Genomic DNA, 15,491 nt, shown 5'->3' with positions numbered 1-15,491 from the left:
GGCACTGTAGAGGATCACGAGTGCGAGTCGGTGAAGGGGACAGTAGCGAGACGATCGCTTGCTGCGCCCGGATGCCCCGCGCACGTTGATAGTCACACTGACAATTGAACGAGCACCTGCGGACGACTTTTGTCACAGTCTGTTATCTAGTGCCGTATATTCGGCTTATCGAGCATACGCAATAAGTTCCACACCTGAAGCGCCAGCGTGAGATAGATAGGCAGCAGCAAACTCCTCCGCAGGAGGGCGCCAAGCCGCCATCATCTCCACAATCATTTGCTCCTCGTCAATCGAACTACACGTTCGTGGACTCTCAACAGCCGTTGACGGACGTGAATTTGGGTTGGTGGGCCAGAGTTAAAACGTGGCTCGGGCTTCCGTAGTTCGTCAAGCGAATGGTTTAACCGTGTTCGTAGCTTGCTAGGGTGAGCGGCTTGACTGTTACTCCTGCCAAGTAGTCTCTGACCGCTTGCGCCAGGGTCAGCGATGGTTCTGCTGCCGGGGAAGCCGAACTAAGCCCAGCGAAGCCCGCCATAGCGGTTTCTAACGCCTTTTGAACGGCTTCGTGTTCATGAGGCTCAGCCTCAATTGAAAGTGCCTTTGGGCGACTCTGTCCGTCAAGTTCAATTTTCAACGTGTAGCCCACGTTGAAGCCTTTCCATTCACCCTGCGGCATAGATCGAATGTGCGCGAAAAGTTGATCAGTCTGGACGGCAAGCGCCCGGGCGCGAATTATCGCCTGACGCGGGTCTGTCGTGCCCAGGGACTTAAAGACCTGTTGCTGACCTGTCACAAGCGAAATATCCGAGGGAACTCGACGTCGAAAATAGAACACGGTCCCGTGCCGGGATCGCTGCAAGAATTGACTTGGCATAGTCGTGTGCTGCACCTTTGTGCTGCACCTGACCGGGCAAGAGAAAGCAAAAAGCCCCTGACCGTGAGGGTCAAGGGCTTTAGGTAATACTGGTGGCGAATCAGGGATTCGAACCCCGGACCTGCGGATTATGATTCCGTCGCTCTAACCGGCTGAGCTAATTCGCCAAGAGATCGAGATTATGAAGAGGGTTGCGAAACCTGTCAACCCCTTCCAGGCTCATTCCTAGAGACAAGTTAGCCTGGAAAGCGACCACCCCACAACCTCTCCCCAGACCGCCCGGAAATCAATCCGAGTCATAAACCGCCGTGCCCCTTGTCTCCTTAACAAACAGCATCCCGATCACGAACGCCGCCAAGGCGATCACGATCGGATACCACAGCCCCGAGAAGATATTTCCCTTCGCGGCCACGATAGCGAACGCCGTCGCCGGCAAGAACCCGCCGAACCAGCCATTGCCAATGTGATAAGGCAGCGACATCGACGTGTACCGGATCCGCGCCGGGAACATCTCGACCAGCATCGCGGCAATGGGCCCATAAACCATCGTCACGAAGATCATCATGATGGTCAGGATCACAATAGCCATCGGCCAGTTGATCAGCGCCGGATCAGCCTTCGCCGGATAACCCGCCGACTTCAGCGTGCCAGCCAGCGTCTTGTCGAACGCGGCGCCTTTCTCCTTCGCATCCGCCGCCTTGCCGTCATACGTATCCACCACGGTGTCGCCCACCTTGACCTGCGCGATCGTCCCCGCCGGAGCGGCCACGTTCTCGTAGTTCAAACCGGCCTTCGACAACGCGCTCTTGGCAATATCGCAGGAGCTCGTGAACTTCGACGTACCCACCGGGTTGAACTGGAACGAACACTCGTCCGGATTGGCAATCACGCTGATCGGCGCCTTGGCCGTCGCGGCTTCCAGCGTCGGATTCGTGTAGTGAGCCAGCGCATGGAAGAGCGGGAAGTACGACAGCGCGGCAATCAGGCAGCCGGCCATGATGATCGGCTTGCGCCCGATCTTGTCCGAGAGCGACCCGAAGAACAGGAAGAACGGCGTCCCGATCAACAACGCCACCGCCACCATGATATTGGCGCTGGTGCCATCAACCTTCAGCGTCTGCGTCAGGAAAAACAGCGTATAGAACTGGCCCGTATACCAAACCACGGCCTGTCCCATCGTCAGCCCGAACAGCGCGAGCAGCACGATCCTGAGGTTCTTCCACTGGCCGAACGCTTCGGTAAGCGGCGCCTTCGACGTCTTCCCTTCCGCCTTGATGCGCTCGAATACCGGCGATTCGTGCAGTTTCAGCCGGATCCAAACGGAGACGCCAAGCAGCAGGATCGACACCAGGAACGGCACGCGCCAGCCCCATGCACCGAACGTTTCCTCACCAACGGAAGTCCGCACGATCAGGATCACGAGCAGCGAGATGAAAAGCCCGAGCGTAGCCGTGGTCTGGATCCACGCAGTCCACGCGCCGCGCTTGTTGGCGGGCGCATGTTCAGCCACGTAAGTCGCCGCCCCTCCGTATTCCCCGCCGAGCGCGAGCCCTTGCAGCAGCCGCATCGCGATGAAGAGCACAGGCGCGGCTATGCCGATCGTGCCGTATCCGGGCAGCAGCCCGACCACGAACGTCGACAGACCCATGATCACAATGGTGACAAGGAAGGTGTACTTGCGCCCGACCATATCGCCGAGACGCCCGAACACAATCGCGCCGAACGGCCGCACGGCAAAACCCGCCGCAAAGCCGAGCAAGGTGAAGATGAAAGCGGCCGTCGGATTGACGCCGGAGAAGAAGGTCCTGCTTATATAGATGGCAAGCGAGCCCGCCAGATAAAAGTCATACCACTCGAACACCGTGCCTAGCGATGACGCGAAAATCACGCGCCGTTCTTCGCTCGTCATCGGCGAGTGGGAAATGCGCCCCTCGACCGTTGCCATGAAGTCGTCTCCTGTATTGATCTTTGAATGGCACCCACGGATAGCAGCGCCGTGCATTGATTATTGGAAGGAAAACTTACGGCGTTCTGACGCGGAAGGGGAGCGCGCTCAGGCGGTTTCTTATTATCATATTGATTCAAATGCTTGAAATAAGCTTTCTTCTATCTCAATAAAGTAGGTAACGTCGGTCTAAATCGGGTTGTGCAAAAATATCAGACCGATGGCGATCAGGGTTTGTCCCGGGCAGGATAAACCCGTTGCAAGCCCACCCTGACAAGCGTTCCAGCTTGCCGCGGCGTTTCGCTGTACACGTGATCGCCTATATCGAGGGTGCCGCCGTGCATCGTCACGATCTCGCGGACGATCGCGAGACCAAGTCCGCTGCCATCTCCTTCACGCCCAAGAATGCGATAGAACCGCTCGAGCACACGCGTGCGTTCCGCCGCCGGAATGCCCAATCCCGTGTCTTCCACTTCGAGAAAGACGTGCCGCGTGTCGGACTCGTCGGTGCGCACGCGGACCGTGATTCGTCCTCCGGGCGGGGTATAGCGAATGGCGTTATCGATAAGATTCGACAGCATCTCGCGCAACATCACCGCATTGCCTTCAACCGCGACCGGATTCGGGGGCTCCTCGTAACCAATGTCCATCCGTTTGGCCAACGCCGCCTGCACCCAGTCGCGCACGGCGAGCCGCGCGAGGTCGGTCAACTCCACGCGCGAGAAAATTTGGCCCGACATCCGGTTCTCCGCCCGAGCCAACGCGAGCAACTGCGTCACCAACCGCGCCGCATGCTCGGAACTCGTCGAAATCTGTTCAAGCGAGCGCTGCACTTCCGCCGATACATCCTGCCGCAACGCCAGCTCGGCCTGCGTCCTCAAGCCCGCGAGCGGCGTTTTCATCTGATGCGCGGCGTCGGCTATGAACCGCTTCTGCAACTGCATGTTCTGCTCGAGCCGGTTGAGCAGATCGTTGAACGAGGCCACCAACGGCGCGATTTCCGGCGGCGCGCGGCTGGCTTCGAGCGGCGAGAGATCATCGGGACGGCGGGCGCGGATATTCGCTTGCAGCGCATGCAGCGGCGCGAGTCCACGCGACAACCCGAACCAGACCAGCACAATAGCCAACGGCAAGATCACGAACTGCGGCAGGATCACGCCCTTGATGATGTCGTTAGCCAACTGGCTGCGTTTATCGAGCGTCTCGGCCACCTGGACCAGCACCGGATGAGCGAGCGTTGGCGCTTCCACCGTCGTGTACGCGACGCGAATGTCGTTGCCGCGCAGCACGTCGTCACGAAATTCCACAATGCCAGGTTGCGGCCGGTCATCGTCGTGAGGCAGGGGCATATCGGCGTCGCCACCTACCAATTCGCCGCGCGTACCGAGCACCTGGAAGAACACGCTATCCACGTTGTCCGCGCGCAGGAAGTCTCGCGTGGCGCTCGGCAGGCGTAATTCCGCGACGCCATTCACCGGCGCGATCTGCCGCGCGAGCACGTAGGCATCCGTCTCGAGTGCGCGGTCGAACGGCCCGTTGGCGATCGACTTGGCGACGAGATACGTGACCGCAATACTCATGGGCCACAGAAGCAGCAGCGGCGCGAGCATCCAGTCTAGGATCTCGCCGAATAGCGAACGCGGCGCGGGCTCGCCGTCGGGCTCGAGCTCGTCGGGCGGAGCGAACGGATTGGCATAACGCGCGTCGCGGGAAGCGTCAGGGTCGGCTTCCGGCAAATCCGGCGGTAGAGGTGTCAGCTCGCGCAACGCCGGAGCGGCGCGCTCGGGGGACGCTGGCGAGCCCATGGCGTGGTTACTCGTGGTTACTGTTACTTGTACTGCTGGCTGGGCGAGACGGGCTCGTCGGGGTTTGCCGGGGCAGACGGAGCAGGATTCGTCATCGCGGCAACGGCTTTTTCAAGGCTATAGCCTAGCCCGCGAACGGTTATGATGCGCGCCCCACCGGGCTCGATTTTTTTTCTTAGCCGATGGACATAGACTTCGATCGCGTTATTGCTGACTTCCTCACCCCACTCGCAAAGGTGGTTGACGAGCTGTTCCTTTGAGACCAGCCGGCCGACCCGCTGCAGCAGGACTTCAAGCACACCGAGTTCGCGCGCCGATAACTCGATCACCTGGTCGTTGATGGACGCAATGCGCCCGACCTGATCGAACGCGAGCGCGCCATGTCTGACGACGGTGGGGCCGCCGCCCGCGCCCCGCCGGGTAAGGGCGCGCACGCGGGCTTCGAGTTCGTTCAGCGCGAACGGTTTGGCCATGTAGTCGTCGGCGCCGAGGTCGAGGCCCTTGACGCGTTCGTCGACACTGTCGGAGGCTGTCAGGATCAGCACGGGTATCTGGGAATTGCGGGCTCTGAGGCGTCTCAGGACCTCCAGGCCGGACATCATCGGCAGGCCCAGATCAAGGATCAGAAGGTCGAAAGTCTGGAGCGAAAGCGCGTTGTCCGCGTCCACGCCGTGCTTCACATGATCTACGGCATAGCCCGATTGGCGGAGTGATCGAATGAGACCGTCCGCGAGTATGCTGTCGTCTTCGGCAATGAGGATTCGCATCGTAGTGTGCGCAAAAAGCATTGCCGGCACCGCAATTCGCCCGGCGCGGCGGTCTCCAGGTGTAGTGGTGTCCCGCATGGGTCGAACGTGGCGCTGAAACTACGCGCTCCGATCGGACTTGCAAAAACACCTGTTTTTTTATACAGTGTCTGCAGCAGTGCGCCCAACCGGAAAAAAAGTCCCAAGGGCATGCGCCAGACGCCGTTCATCATAGCAAAGGACGATTCATGGAAGATAGCAAGAAAGGCCCGGGCGGGATGTCTGCAGAGAAGAGCAAGGCGCTGGCCGTCGCGCTCGCGCAGATCGAGAAGCAATTCGGCAAGGGGTCGATCATGCGACTCGGCGCCGGCGAAGCCATTGAAGACATTCAAGTGGTCTCAACCGGTTCGCTCGGACTGGATATTGCATTGGGCGTTGGCGGCTTGCCGCGTGGACGCGTAGTGGAAATCTACGGTCCGGAATCGTCGGGTAAGACCACACTGACGCTGCAAGTGATTGCCGAAATGCAGAAGATCGGCGGCACGGCAGCATTTATTGACGCGGAACACGCGCTCGACATCGCTTACGCACAAAAGCTTGGCGTGAACGCGTCGGACCTGCTGATCTCGCAGCCGGACACGGGTGAGCAGGCGCTGGAAATCTGCGACGCACTTGTGCGCTCGGGTTCCATCGACATGATCGTGATCGACTCGGTCGCGGCGCTCGTGCCGAAGGCTGAAATCGAAGGCGAAATGGGCGACTCGCTGCCTGGTTTGCAAGCGCGTTTGATGTCACAGGCCCTGCGTAAGCTGACCGGCACGATCAAGCGTACGAACTGCCTGGTCATCTTCATCAACCAGATCCGCATGAAGATTGGCGTGATGTTCGGCAATCCGGAAACCACCACGGGTGGTAATGCGCTGAAGTTCTACGCGTCGGTGCGCTTGGACATTCGCCGTATCGGCTCGATCAAGAAGAACGACGAAGTGATCGGCAACGAAACGCGCGTGAAGGTGGTGAAGAACAAGGTTGCGCCTCCGTTCCGCGAAGCCATTTTCGACATTCTCTATGGCGAAGGTATCTCGCGTCAGGGCGAAATCATCGACTTGGGCGTGCAAGCCAAGCTGGTTGATAAAGCCGGTGCCTGGTACAGCTATAACGGCGAACGGATTGGCCAGGGTAAGGACAACGCACGCGAATTCCTGCGTGAGAATCCTGAAATGGCACGCGAAATCGAAAACAAGATTCGCGAGTCGCTGGGCGTCAATGCAATGGCCGACGCAGTTGCACCGGGTGTTGCCGAAGTGGCAGATGAAGAAGAATGAGTTTTAGGCGGTAAAGATGATGCGCAGCAAGAGCCGGTTCGGATCAAAGACCGGTCGCGATTCAAATCGTGACGCGGAGCATGACGTAAAGGAAGATCCTGACGGCTCGAATTCCATCGGTGACGAAGACGAAAGTCCCAGCGCCGAGGAAGGAGTTGATCACTATGAAAGAAGTAGCGATCGATACCGCGCAGCAGCAAGCGAACGCGCCGGTGCGGAGGGATCTGCGCCGGCGCGTCGTTCGTTTGGAAACAGCTTCTCGAAGAGCGGCGGGGCTTCCGGCGAGAAGAGCGGGAGCAGTGGGTTTAATAAGGGCGGTGGTTTTTCCAGCGGCAAGAGTGCTGGCAGTAGCAGCGGCAGCAGCTTCGCCAGGAAAAGCAGCTTTGGACGCACAGGTGGTTCAAGCCTATCGTCCGGCACCAGCAAGGCGGAGGCAATCGCCGCGAGTCTGGAAATTGCCGGTGAAACCACGCAGCAGGACAGCGAACCGGTGTTCGAACGGTCGAGTGATCGTGCCCATCCGAAACGCGGATCGTTTGGTGGCGGGGCGTCGGCGCGGTCATCTTCTTCGGATCGCGTATCGGCGGAGGCCCCGGCTGAGTACGAGCGGTCGAGTGATCGCAGCAAATTTGGACGCGGCGGGTTGTCGGGACGCAAAGCAATCGGCTCGGCCTCGCGTGGAAAATCTTCACCTCAGCCTGCTGACGGCGACGATGTTTTCGAACGGTCCACCGACCGAAAAACCAGCCGTCGCGCCGTGCCGAAGTCAGCGAAACCCGCTGACGAGAAAAACGCAGAAAGCGCCGATATCGCGGTTGTGCCGCAAGTTGACGAGCAACGAATTGAGCCGCCGCAGCCTGATTCGGCCTCTGATTCGGTTGCTGGTTTGGACGCAGTCGACGCGGACGAACGCTTAAGGCGCGCTCGGGCGGTGCTCGAACAAGCGCTTGTTCAATCGCAGGCCGCGCCTGCAAAAGCTGCCAGAAAATCGCAATCGAAAGCCCCAGTAATTTCTCCGGGCATTCAGCAAGACACCACCATCGACATAGCCGATCCATTCGAGCCGTTCGAACAGTGCGCGCCATCGGCAGCGGATGCAGTTAGCGAAACCCAAAACGCCGAGCCGGTTTATTCGCGCGGATCCGCCGGACGTGGAAAACCCACGGCAACGGGCGATTCGAAGCGAAAGGGGCCGCAGCTATCGTTACGTGGCCGTGCTCTCGGTTACTTATCGCGTCGTGAACACAGCCGCGCTGAGTTATCCCGTAAGCTGACACCCCATCTCGCCGAAAGCGATTCCCTCGATACCTTGCTCGACGCGCTGGAGCGTGAAGGGTGGTTATCGAATGAGCGATTTGTCGAGAGCGTGGTTCATCGGCGGGGCAATCGTCTTGGCACAAGCCGGATCGTCAATGAGTTGAAGCGGAACGGTATTGACGAAACGTTGATTCAGGACGCCGGCGCAGAATTGAACAAGACCGAGCTCACCCGTGCTCGCGACGTCTGGAGCAGGAAATTCGGCGAACTACCGACGACACCCGCCGAGCGTGCGAAACAAGCGCGCTTTCTCGCTACGCGAGGGTTCAACGGCGGGACGATCGTGAAAGTGCTGAAAGCGGGCGATGACGAATTCATCGACGAATAGGCGCCAACGGAAATTAGGTCCGCAAGCGTGCAACGAACGAACATGACTGAGGCTCCAACACATGACTGAGGCTCTAACGCGCGAATAACGGACGCTTCACGCCTCAGCCGGCTCGACAAAAACGACGCACCAACAACGCGCAAACGGGCCGCAAAACACCACAAACCCCCATCCCCAAAAGCACAAACAAAAACCCCAACTCCGACGTTGAGCGGAATCCCCCATCACCCGCCGTCATCGCGAAACAAACCGCCGCACCAGCCCGCGCATTCCCCCTCAAGCTTCCCCCACGGGAACTCGGTCCGGCTGAAAATGGCCAGTATGGTAAAATTTCGGCGTTTTCTCATTCCGGCCTTCCTCTGCACATGCCGCTTTCTCCGCCCGTTTCCCGACAGTTGCGCCATCGCCGCGCGATTCGAATGGAAGCGTTTGAGCGCGAAGATGGCTTGTGGGATATCGAAGCCTGTCTAACTGATGAAAAGCCGCGCGACGTCAAACTCGCGGCGGGCGTCCGGCCCCAAGGCCTGCCGATCCATGAACTCTGGCTGCGCATCACCATTGACCGCACGTTCACCATCGTCGACGCCGAAGCGGCTTCCGAGTGGGCACCGTATGCGGGTCTGTGCGCGGCATCGAACTCCGCTTACCGCGCGCTCATCGGACTCAATCTTGTGCAGAATTTCCGTCGTGAATCCAGCCGTTTGCTGGCCGGCACGACCGGTTGCACGCATATCACGGAACTCTGCGCCGTGTTGCCCACAGCGGCCATCCAGGCATTCGCCGGCGAAGTGTGGAACACCGAAAAAGGCGGCGCGCCGGGCACGTCATCGGATAGTTCAGAAAGTGCGGCAGCAGGCACAGAAGCCGAAAAAGAAACCGACAAACCCCCGTTCCAGCTTGGCCGTTGCAACGCGTTGCGTTTCGACGGTGAAGCCGTTCGGCAATATTATCCGCGCTGGTTTGGCCACGCGCCCCGCAGCGGGACGGACCGGATAGCGAATCAGGACAACTCCAAAAAGGCCGGAAGCGACGTGGAGCCGGCTCAGCGAAATTAGCCAAATTAGCAAGAGCAGGTTCCCAGAACTGGCCGACCAGGAAACATCAGCATGACTCCGGACGCGCGTACTGTTCACGCCGGACACGCCGGAAGCAACGCTGAACGCAATTCAAGTAATTCAAGCAACTCATTAATCCAAGTAATCGAAGTTCAATCCAACTCTCAGACTGAAGGAATCACGCATGAAGATTCACGAGTACCAGGGAAAGGAAATCCTGCGGAAGTTCGGCGTCGCGGTCCCGCGCGGCAAGCCCGTGTTCTCGGTGGACGATGCGGTCAAGGCCGCTGAAGAGCTGGGCGGCCCGGTATGGGTCGTCAAGGCTCAGATTCACGCTGGCGGCCGCGGTAAGGGCGGCGGCGTGAAGGTTGCAAAGACGCTGGAACAGGTTCGCGAATATTCGAACCAGATCCTCGGTATGCAACTCGTCACGCACCAGACCGGCCCTGAAGGCCAAAAGGTGAACCGCCTGCTGATCGAAGAAGGCGCGGACATCAAGAAGGAACTGTACGTCGGCCTCGTGCTCGACCGCATCACGCAAAAAGTCGTGGTGATGGCATCAAGCGAAGGCGGTATGGACATTGAAGAAGTCGCGGAAAAGACACCGGAACTGCTGCACAAGTTCGCCGTCGAGCCGTCGACGGGTCTGCTGGACAAAGACGCCGACGAGCTCTCGCGCAAGATCGGCATTCCGGAAGGCTCGATCCCGCAAGCACGCGCGATCCTGCAAGGCCTGTACAAGGCATTCTGGGAAACGGACGCATCGCTGGCTGAAATCAACCCGCTGATCGTCACCGGCGACGGCAAGGTGATCGCACTTGACGCCAAGTTCAACTTCGACGCCAACGCGCTGTTCCGTCATCCGGACATCGTCGCGTATCGCGATATCGACGAAGAAGATCCGGCTGAAGTGGAAGCATCGAAGTTCGATCTGGCCTACATCTCGCTCGATGGCAACATCGGCTGCCTGGTGAACGGCGCCGGTCTGGCAATGGCCACCATGGACACGATCAAGCTGTTCGGCGGCGAGCCGGCCAACTTCCTCGACGTGGGCGGCGGCGCTACGACCGAGAAGGTAACGGAAGCCTTCAAGATCATGTTGAAGAACCCGGGCCTCAAGGCAATCCTCGTGAACATTTTCGGCGGCATCATGCGCTGCGATGTGATCGCGGAAGGCGTGATCGAAGCGTCGAAGGCCGTGTCGCTGAAGGTGCCTCTGGTCGTGCGCATGAAGGGCACGAACGAAGATCTCGGCAAGAAGATGCTGGCGGATTCAGGCTTGCCGATCATCGCGGCCGACAGCATGGAAGAAGCTGCGCAGAAGGTTGTTGCAGCAGCCGAGGGCAAGTAATCGCCTGGGTCATTCCGGCAATTACGAGCGTTCCACCAGACACGAAAGGCGGTGCTTTTCCGCCCGCCGCGCCTTGAAACAAGGTGCGCAGGTGAAAAGCGGCGTCGACGAACAGAGGTCACACTATGTCGATTCTGATCAACAAAGACACCAAGGTCATTACCCAGGGTATTACCGGCAAGACCGGTCAGTTCCACACCCGCGCTTGCCGCGAGTATGCGAACGGCCGTGAAGCTTACGTGGCGGGCGTGAACCCGAAGCGCGCCGGCGAAGATTTCGAAGGCATCCCCATCTACGCAAGCGTCGCGGAAGCGAAGGCTGAAACGGGTGCAACCGTTTCGGTGATCTACGTGCCGCCGGCTGGCGCCGCTGCTGCAATCTGGGAAGCGGTTGAAGCCGATCTGGATCTCGCCATCTGCATCACGGAAGGCATTCCCGTGCGCGACATGCTCGAGATCAAGGACCGTATGCGTCGCGAAAATCGCAAGACGCTGCTGCTCGGACCGAACTGCCCGGGCACCATCACGCCGGACGAACTGAAGATCGGCATCATGCCGGGTCATATCCACCGTAAGGGCCGTATTGGCGTGGTGTCGCGTTCAGGCACGCTCACGTACGAAGCAGTCGGCCAGTTGACGGCTATTGGCCTTGGCCAGTCGTCGGCAGTCGGTATTGGCGGCGATCCGATCAACGGTCTGAAGCACATCGACGTCATGAAGATGTTCAACGACGATCCCGACACGGACGCCGTGATCATGATCGGCGAGATCGGCGGCCCGGACGAAGCGAACGCGGCTTACTGGATCAAGGACAACATGAAGAAGCCGGTGGTTGGCTTCATCGCGGGCGTCACGGCTCCGGCCGGCAAGCGCATGGGTCACGCAGGCGCGCTGATTTCGGGCGGTGCGGACACGGCCGATGCCAAGCTGGAAATCATGGAAGCTTGCGGTATCACCGTCACGAAAAACCCGTCGGAAATGGCGCGTTTGTTGAAGGCGATGCTTTAAGGACTGATCGACAGAAAACGCGGGGCTGCGTTATGCTTACGTAAGCCTTTCGTAGAACGTCGGTACTAAAAGCGGGGGAGCCAAGGCTTCCCCGCTTTTTTATTGCGCGTTTTTTCTGTCGCTATCCGTCATTGGTTTTTTCATGCTCGAATTTTTCGCCACGCTCCATTGGGGCGCTGTTCTTCAGATTATCGTCATCGATATTCTTCTCGGCGGCGATAACGCGGTCGTTATCGCGCTCGCCTGCAGGAATTTGCCGCCGCAGCAACGCACGCGTGGCGTGCTGCTCGGCACGCTCGGCGCAATCGTCTTGCGGGTTGCGTTGATTGCGTTCGCGGTCTTGCTGCTCGATGTTCCGTTCCTCAAGTTCGTTGGCGGCCTCATGTTGTTGTGGATCGGCGTGAAGCTGATGATGCCGGATCACAGCGACCCGAATATCAAGCCGGCGGACCAGCTCTGGGCCGCGATCAAGACGATCATCGTGGCCGATGCCGTGATGAGCCTCGACAACGTGATCGCGGTTGCGGGCGCCGCGGAGGCCGCCGATCCGCAACATCGGTTGGCGCTGGTCATCTTTGGCCTCTTGGTGAGCATTCCGTTGATCGTGTGGGGTAGCACGCTGGTGCTCAAGCTGCTCGATAAATTCCCGATCGTGATTGCGCTCGGTGCCGGTTTGCTCGGGTGGATCGCGGGCGGGTTGATAATCGACGATCCGTTTCTCGATCGATGGCCCGCATCGAATCTGCTGGGCGTTGAATACACGGCGCACGTGATAGGTGCGGTGCTGGTGCTGGGCTTCGGCTGGTACTTCCGCCGACGCGTGCTGGCGGCGGAAGCGAAAGCCGCACATTGATTTTCGGTTCGACCGTTAGCCGTCTGGCTGACTGTTGAGACCGGGTAGGGCTCAATAAGATCGAAGCGTCTGGATTGCATTACACAACCAGGCGCTTCGTCTTTTTGGGAGTTCAGCAATGGCAGCAGCAATAACAGCAGCGGTATGCAGGTCGGATGAAGCAGGTAGTCCGAGTGGTAGCAAAGCTTGGTTTCGAAGGCTGATTACGCGCGGCAAGATAAAGCGTTTTGGGATGGGCTTCACGTTGATCGAGTTGATGATCGTGCTCGCGATTGCCGGCGTGGTCGCGCCGTACGCCATTCCGGCTTATCAGGATTACCTGGCGCGTAGCCGGGTGGGCGAGGGTTTGTCGCTGGCGTCGTCGGCACGGTTGGCGGTGGCGGAGAACGCCGCGAGCGGATCGGATCTGGGCGGTGGATCTGCGTCGCCACCGGGAACCCGGAACGTGGAATCGATTCATGTCGACGACACCAACGGGCAAGTCACCATCGCGTTTTCCACGCGCGTGGCGCCGGCCGGATCGAACACGCTCGTGCTCGTGCCTTCAACGCCGGACAATGCCGAGACGCCAACGGCGCGAACCGTCCTGACCAAGGGTTCGGTTCAGGCCGGATCGATTACGTGGGAATGTTTTGCGGCCACGAAAACGGCGTCTTCCTTGCCGGCGCCAGGCGCGGGTCCATCGCCCTCGCAAGCACCCACGTTGCCGCCTAATCTCGCACCGCCGGAATGCCGGACGTAGGGAGTCGAAAGGCGTTTAGCGAAGCTGAAAGGCTGCCCGCACGAAACCGTAATCGCAGTGAATCGTCGTCACGACGCTTGTAAGCGAGCACGCGGATTGCGGACAGCCTCGATGTTTTGCCTAAACCACCACGGAATTTTCAGGAATGACAGGGATTTCGGCGCATTTCATGCGCTGCGCCGCACAGCAACAGTAATTTTTTGTATAGTGCGCCGGTTGCCGACGTTCCCGACCCCACATGCCTTCAAACATCGCGCGCTACCTTTCTCTTGCTGTCCTCTGCCTGGCACTGACGATTCCGTTCGCGGTCGTCAACCACACGTACCCCATTCCGACCTTCTACGCCGAGTTCAGCGCGCTTGGACTGTTCCTGGTGCTTGGCGGCGCAATGGTGTTGATCGTGAGGTTATCCGAACCGCGGGTGCCGTTCGCCACACCGGTCATCGCGTTAATGCCGCTTGTGCTCGGCTTTCTGCTCGTCGTTCAGACGGTGGTATTGCCGGTGTCGCAGCCGTCGATGAACTGGCTTGGCGGTGGGTATCTGCTCGCATCGTTTATCGCGGTGCATACCGGTTATGGGTTCGTGCGCGCCGGCCTTGCCGAGAAGGCGTTGCGCTGGGGTGCAGCGGCGTTGATCGTGGGTGGTTTGTTCGCCGTGTTTTGCCAGGTCGTGCAGTTGTTCCACATGGAGCCGAAGTTTTCGCCGTTCGTGGTGGCCTACAACATCGAGATCGAACGGCGGCCGTTCGGCAACATGGCGCAGGCGAATCACCTTGCGACCTACATTGCGTTCGCAACGGCGGGTGCGCTGTACCTCGTGCAGACACGACGTTTGCCGGTGATTGTATGGCTCGTCCTGTCCGCGATATTTTCCGCAGGGCTGGCGTTGACCGTGTCGCGGGGGCCGTGGTTGCAGATGGGTGTGATCGTGGTCGGGGGATTCTGGATGGCCTTCATCCAGGGCCGCTCGACCCGGGCAGATGACCCGGATGGACCTGCGAGCCGTGTCGCCCGCAACAAAACACGCGCGTGGTTGATTCCGATCGTGCTGCTCGTGTTGTTCTTCGTCGTGAACGCGGCGATTCGCTGGGCGAACTTGCGTTTTCAACTTGAACTTGGCCAATCGGCTGCGGAGCGGATGCAGGACGCGAATCAGATCGCGCCGCGGCTTGCGCTCTGGAAGTATGGCTGGACCATGTTCCTGACGCACCCGTTGCTGGGTGTTGGCTGGGGCGAGTTCCCGCTGCATCAGTTTGAGTTCGTGGGTGAGCTTGGCGGCGTGGAGATTGCGAACAATTCGCACGATATCTTTATCGATTTGCTCGCGAAAACCGGTTTGCTTGGCATGGCGATTGTGTTGTTCAGCGTGGTGTGCTGGCTCGTGCGCGTGCTGCGTGCGCCGCATACGCCGGCGCGGATTTTCGCGCTGTCGCTGCTGGGCGTGCTGATGATGCATGCGCTGGTCGAGTATCCGCAGCAGTACATGTTTTTCCTGATGCCCGCGATGCTGGTCTTCGGCTTGCTCGAGACGCGGCCGGTGCGGTGGGTGTCGCGGTCGTTTTCCTATGGGTTGTACGTTGTGCTGGTGGTGCTTGGACTGGCTTCGCTGTACCCCATCTTGCGTGATTACAACCGGTCGGAAGTGCTCTATTACGGCTCGCAACCGGCTGAGCAATATCGTGAGGATCCGTCGTTCTTGTTCCGCGCCTGGGGTGAGTACGGCGCCGCGACTTTGCTGCCGATGAACAGCCAGGACCTCGCCACCAAGCTCGCGATGCATCGTCAGGCGCTGGCGTTGTTGCCGGGGGAAACTGTGTTGCGGCGCTATGCGGTGTTGCAGGCGCTGGCCGGACAGTCGCAGGACGCGCTGGATACCATCGCCCGGTTGAAGATCTTCTCCACCGAGCTTCACGACTGGCCGCAACAACTCGCAGATGTTTATCAGCTACTCGACGATCAGGGTAAGCCGCTGGCCGGCTTCAAGGCTGAACTGATGAAGATGTATGGCGTGCCCGCACCGTCGACCAAGGATGACGATAGCGATGATGAGGATGATTGAGGAGAGGGCCGTGGTTCACGCGGCTCTTTAAGGTCTGTCCAGAACAGAACCCGTTCTATCCATTCAGCGGCACCTTCTGCTGTT

Annotated in this window: 12 protein-coding genes and 1 tRNA gene; 8 read left to right on the top strand and 5 right to left on the bottom strand. The window is 59.4% G+C overall.

Translation table 11 applies throughout. From position 1 onward, the window contains the following. Positions 1 to 400: 400 nt before the first annotated feature. The 5 genes from ABH944_RS00130 to ABH944_RS00110 form a co-directional block, all read right to left on the bottom strand. Complete coding sequence (locus ABH944_RS00130; protein WP_404603819.1) at positions 401 to 874, bottom strand: DUF6538 domain-containing protein; 474 nt, start codon at positions 872 to 874, stop codon at positions 401 to 403. A 90-nt stretch (positions 875 to 964) separates the two neighbouring features. Beyond that, positions 965 to 1,041 (bottom strand) — tRNA-Met (locus ABH944_RS00125). A 119-nt stretch (positions 1,042 to 1,160) separates the two neighbouring features. Then, positions 1,161 to 2,819 carry an MFS transporter gene (locus ABH944_RS00120; RefSeq protein WP_404603817.1) on the bottom strand — a complete coding sequence of 553 codons (1,659 nt, stop codon included), beginning with the start codon at positions 2,817 to 2,819 and terminating at the stop codon, positions 1,161 to 1,163. A gap of 227 nt (positions 2,820 to 3,046) precedes the next feature. Continuing rightward, the gene (locus ABH944_RS00115) at positions 3,047 to 4,624 is read right to left on the bottom strand and encodes a sensor histidine kinase (protein WP_404603815.1); all 1,578 of its coding nucleotides are present in this window, start codon (positions 4,622 to 4,624) and stop codon (positions 3,047 to 3,049) included. Positions 4,625 to 4,647: 23 nt separating this feature from the next. After that, the gene (locus ABH944_RS00110) at positions 4,648 to 5,391 is read right to left on the bottom strand and encodes a response regulator (RefSeq protein ID WP_404603813.1); all 744 of its coding nucleotides are present in this window, start codon (positions 5,389 to 5,391) and stop codon (positions 4,648 to 4,650) included. Between the two features lie 227 nt (positions 5,392 to 5,618). Here ABH944_RS00110 and recA point away from each other — a divergent pair, with 227 nt between their 5' ends. The 8 genes from recA to ABH944_RS00070 all read left to right on the top strand — a co-directional run bounded on the left by recA (position 5,619) and on the right by ABH944_RS00070 (position 15,407). Next, complete coding sequence (gene recA, locus ABH944_RS00105; RefSeq protein ID WP_097261144.1) at positions 5,619 to 6,695, top strand: recombinase RecA; 1,077 nt, start codon at positions 5,619 to 5,621, stop codon at positions 6,693 to 6,695. Between the two features lie 16 nt (positions 6,696 to 6,711). Continuing rightward, positions 6,712 to 8,340, top strand: a complete 1,629-nt coding sequence (gene recX, locus ABH944_RS00100; RefSeq protein WP_404603811.1) for a recombination regulator RecX — start codon at positions 6,712 to 6,714, stop codon at positions 8,338 to 8,340. A 365-nt stretch (positions 8,341 to 8,705) separates the two neighbouring features. After that, positions 8,706 to 9,395 carry a DUF2889 domain-containing protein gene (locus ABH944_RS00095; RefSeq protein ID WP_404603809.1) on the top strand — a complete coding sequence of 230 codons (690 nt, stop codon included), beginning with the start codon at positions 8,706 to 8,708 and terminating at the stop codon, positions 9,393 to 9,395. Between the two features lie 169 nt (positions 9,396 to 9,564). Next, a complete protein-coding gene (sucC, locus tag ABH944_RS00090; protein ID WP_404604262.1) occupies positions 9,565 to 10,746 on the top strand; it encodes an ADP-forming succinate--CoA ligase subunit beta in 1,182 nt (393 codons plus the stop codon). Between the two features lie 125 nt (positions 10,747 to 10,871). After that, positions 10,872 to 11,753: a succinate--CoA ligase subunit alpha gene (sucD, locus tag ABH944_RS00085; RefSeq protein WP_031359567.1), complete on the top strand. Its 882-nt coding sequence runs from the start codon at positions 10,872 to 10,874 to the stop codon at positions 11,751 to 11,753. A 142-nt stretch (positions 11,754 to 11,895) separates the two neighbouring features. Further along, positions 11,896 to 12,606 carry a TerC family protein gene (locus ABH944_RS00080; RefSeq protein ID WP_404603806.1) on the top strand — a complete coding sequence of 237 codons (711 nt, stop codon included), beginning with the start codon at positions 11,896 to 11,898 and terminating at the stop codon, positions 12,604 to 12,606. 118 nt (positions 12,607 to 12,724) lie between these two features. Then, on the top strand, positions 12,725 to 13,348 hold the full coding sequence (locus ABH944_RS00075; RefSeq protein ID WP_404603804.1) for a pilin: 624 nt from the start codon (positions 12,725 to 12,727) through the stop codon (positions 13,346 to 13,348). A gap of 238 nt (positions 13,349 to 13,586) precedes the next feature. After that, positions 13,587 to 15,407: a PglL family O-oligosaccharyltransferase gene (locus ABH944_RS00070; RefSeq protein ID WP_404603802.1), complete on the top strand. Its 1,821-nt coding sequence runs from the start codon at positions 13,587 to 13,589 to the stop codon at positions 15,405 to 15,407. Positions 15,408 to 15,491 lie beyond the last annotated feature (84 nt).

It is taken from the genome of Caballeronia udeis, assembly GCF_044909315.1.
Taxonomy (GTDB): Bacteria; Pseudomonadota; Gammaproteobacteria; order Burkholderiales; family Burkholderiaceae; genus Caballeronia; species Caballeronia udeis_A.
The sequence above is the reverse complement of the archived record's forward strand: the minus strand, read 5'-3'. Positions and strand labels throughout refer to the sequence as shown.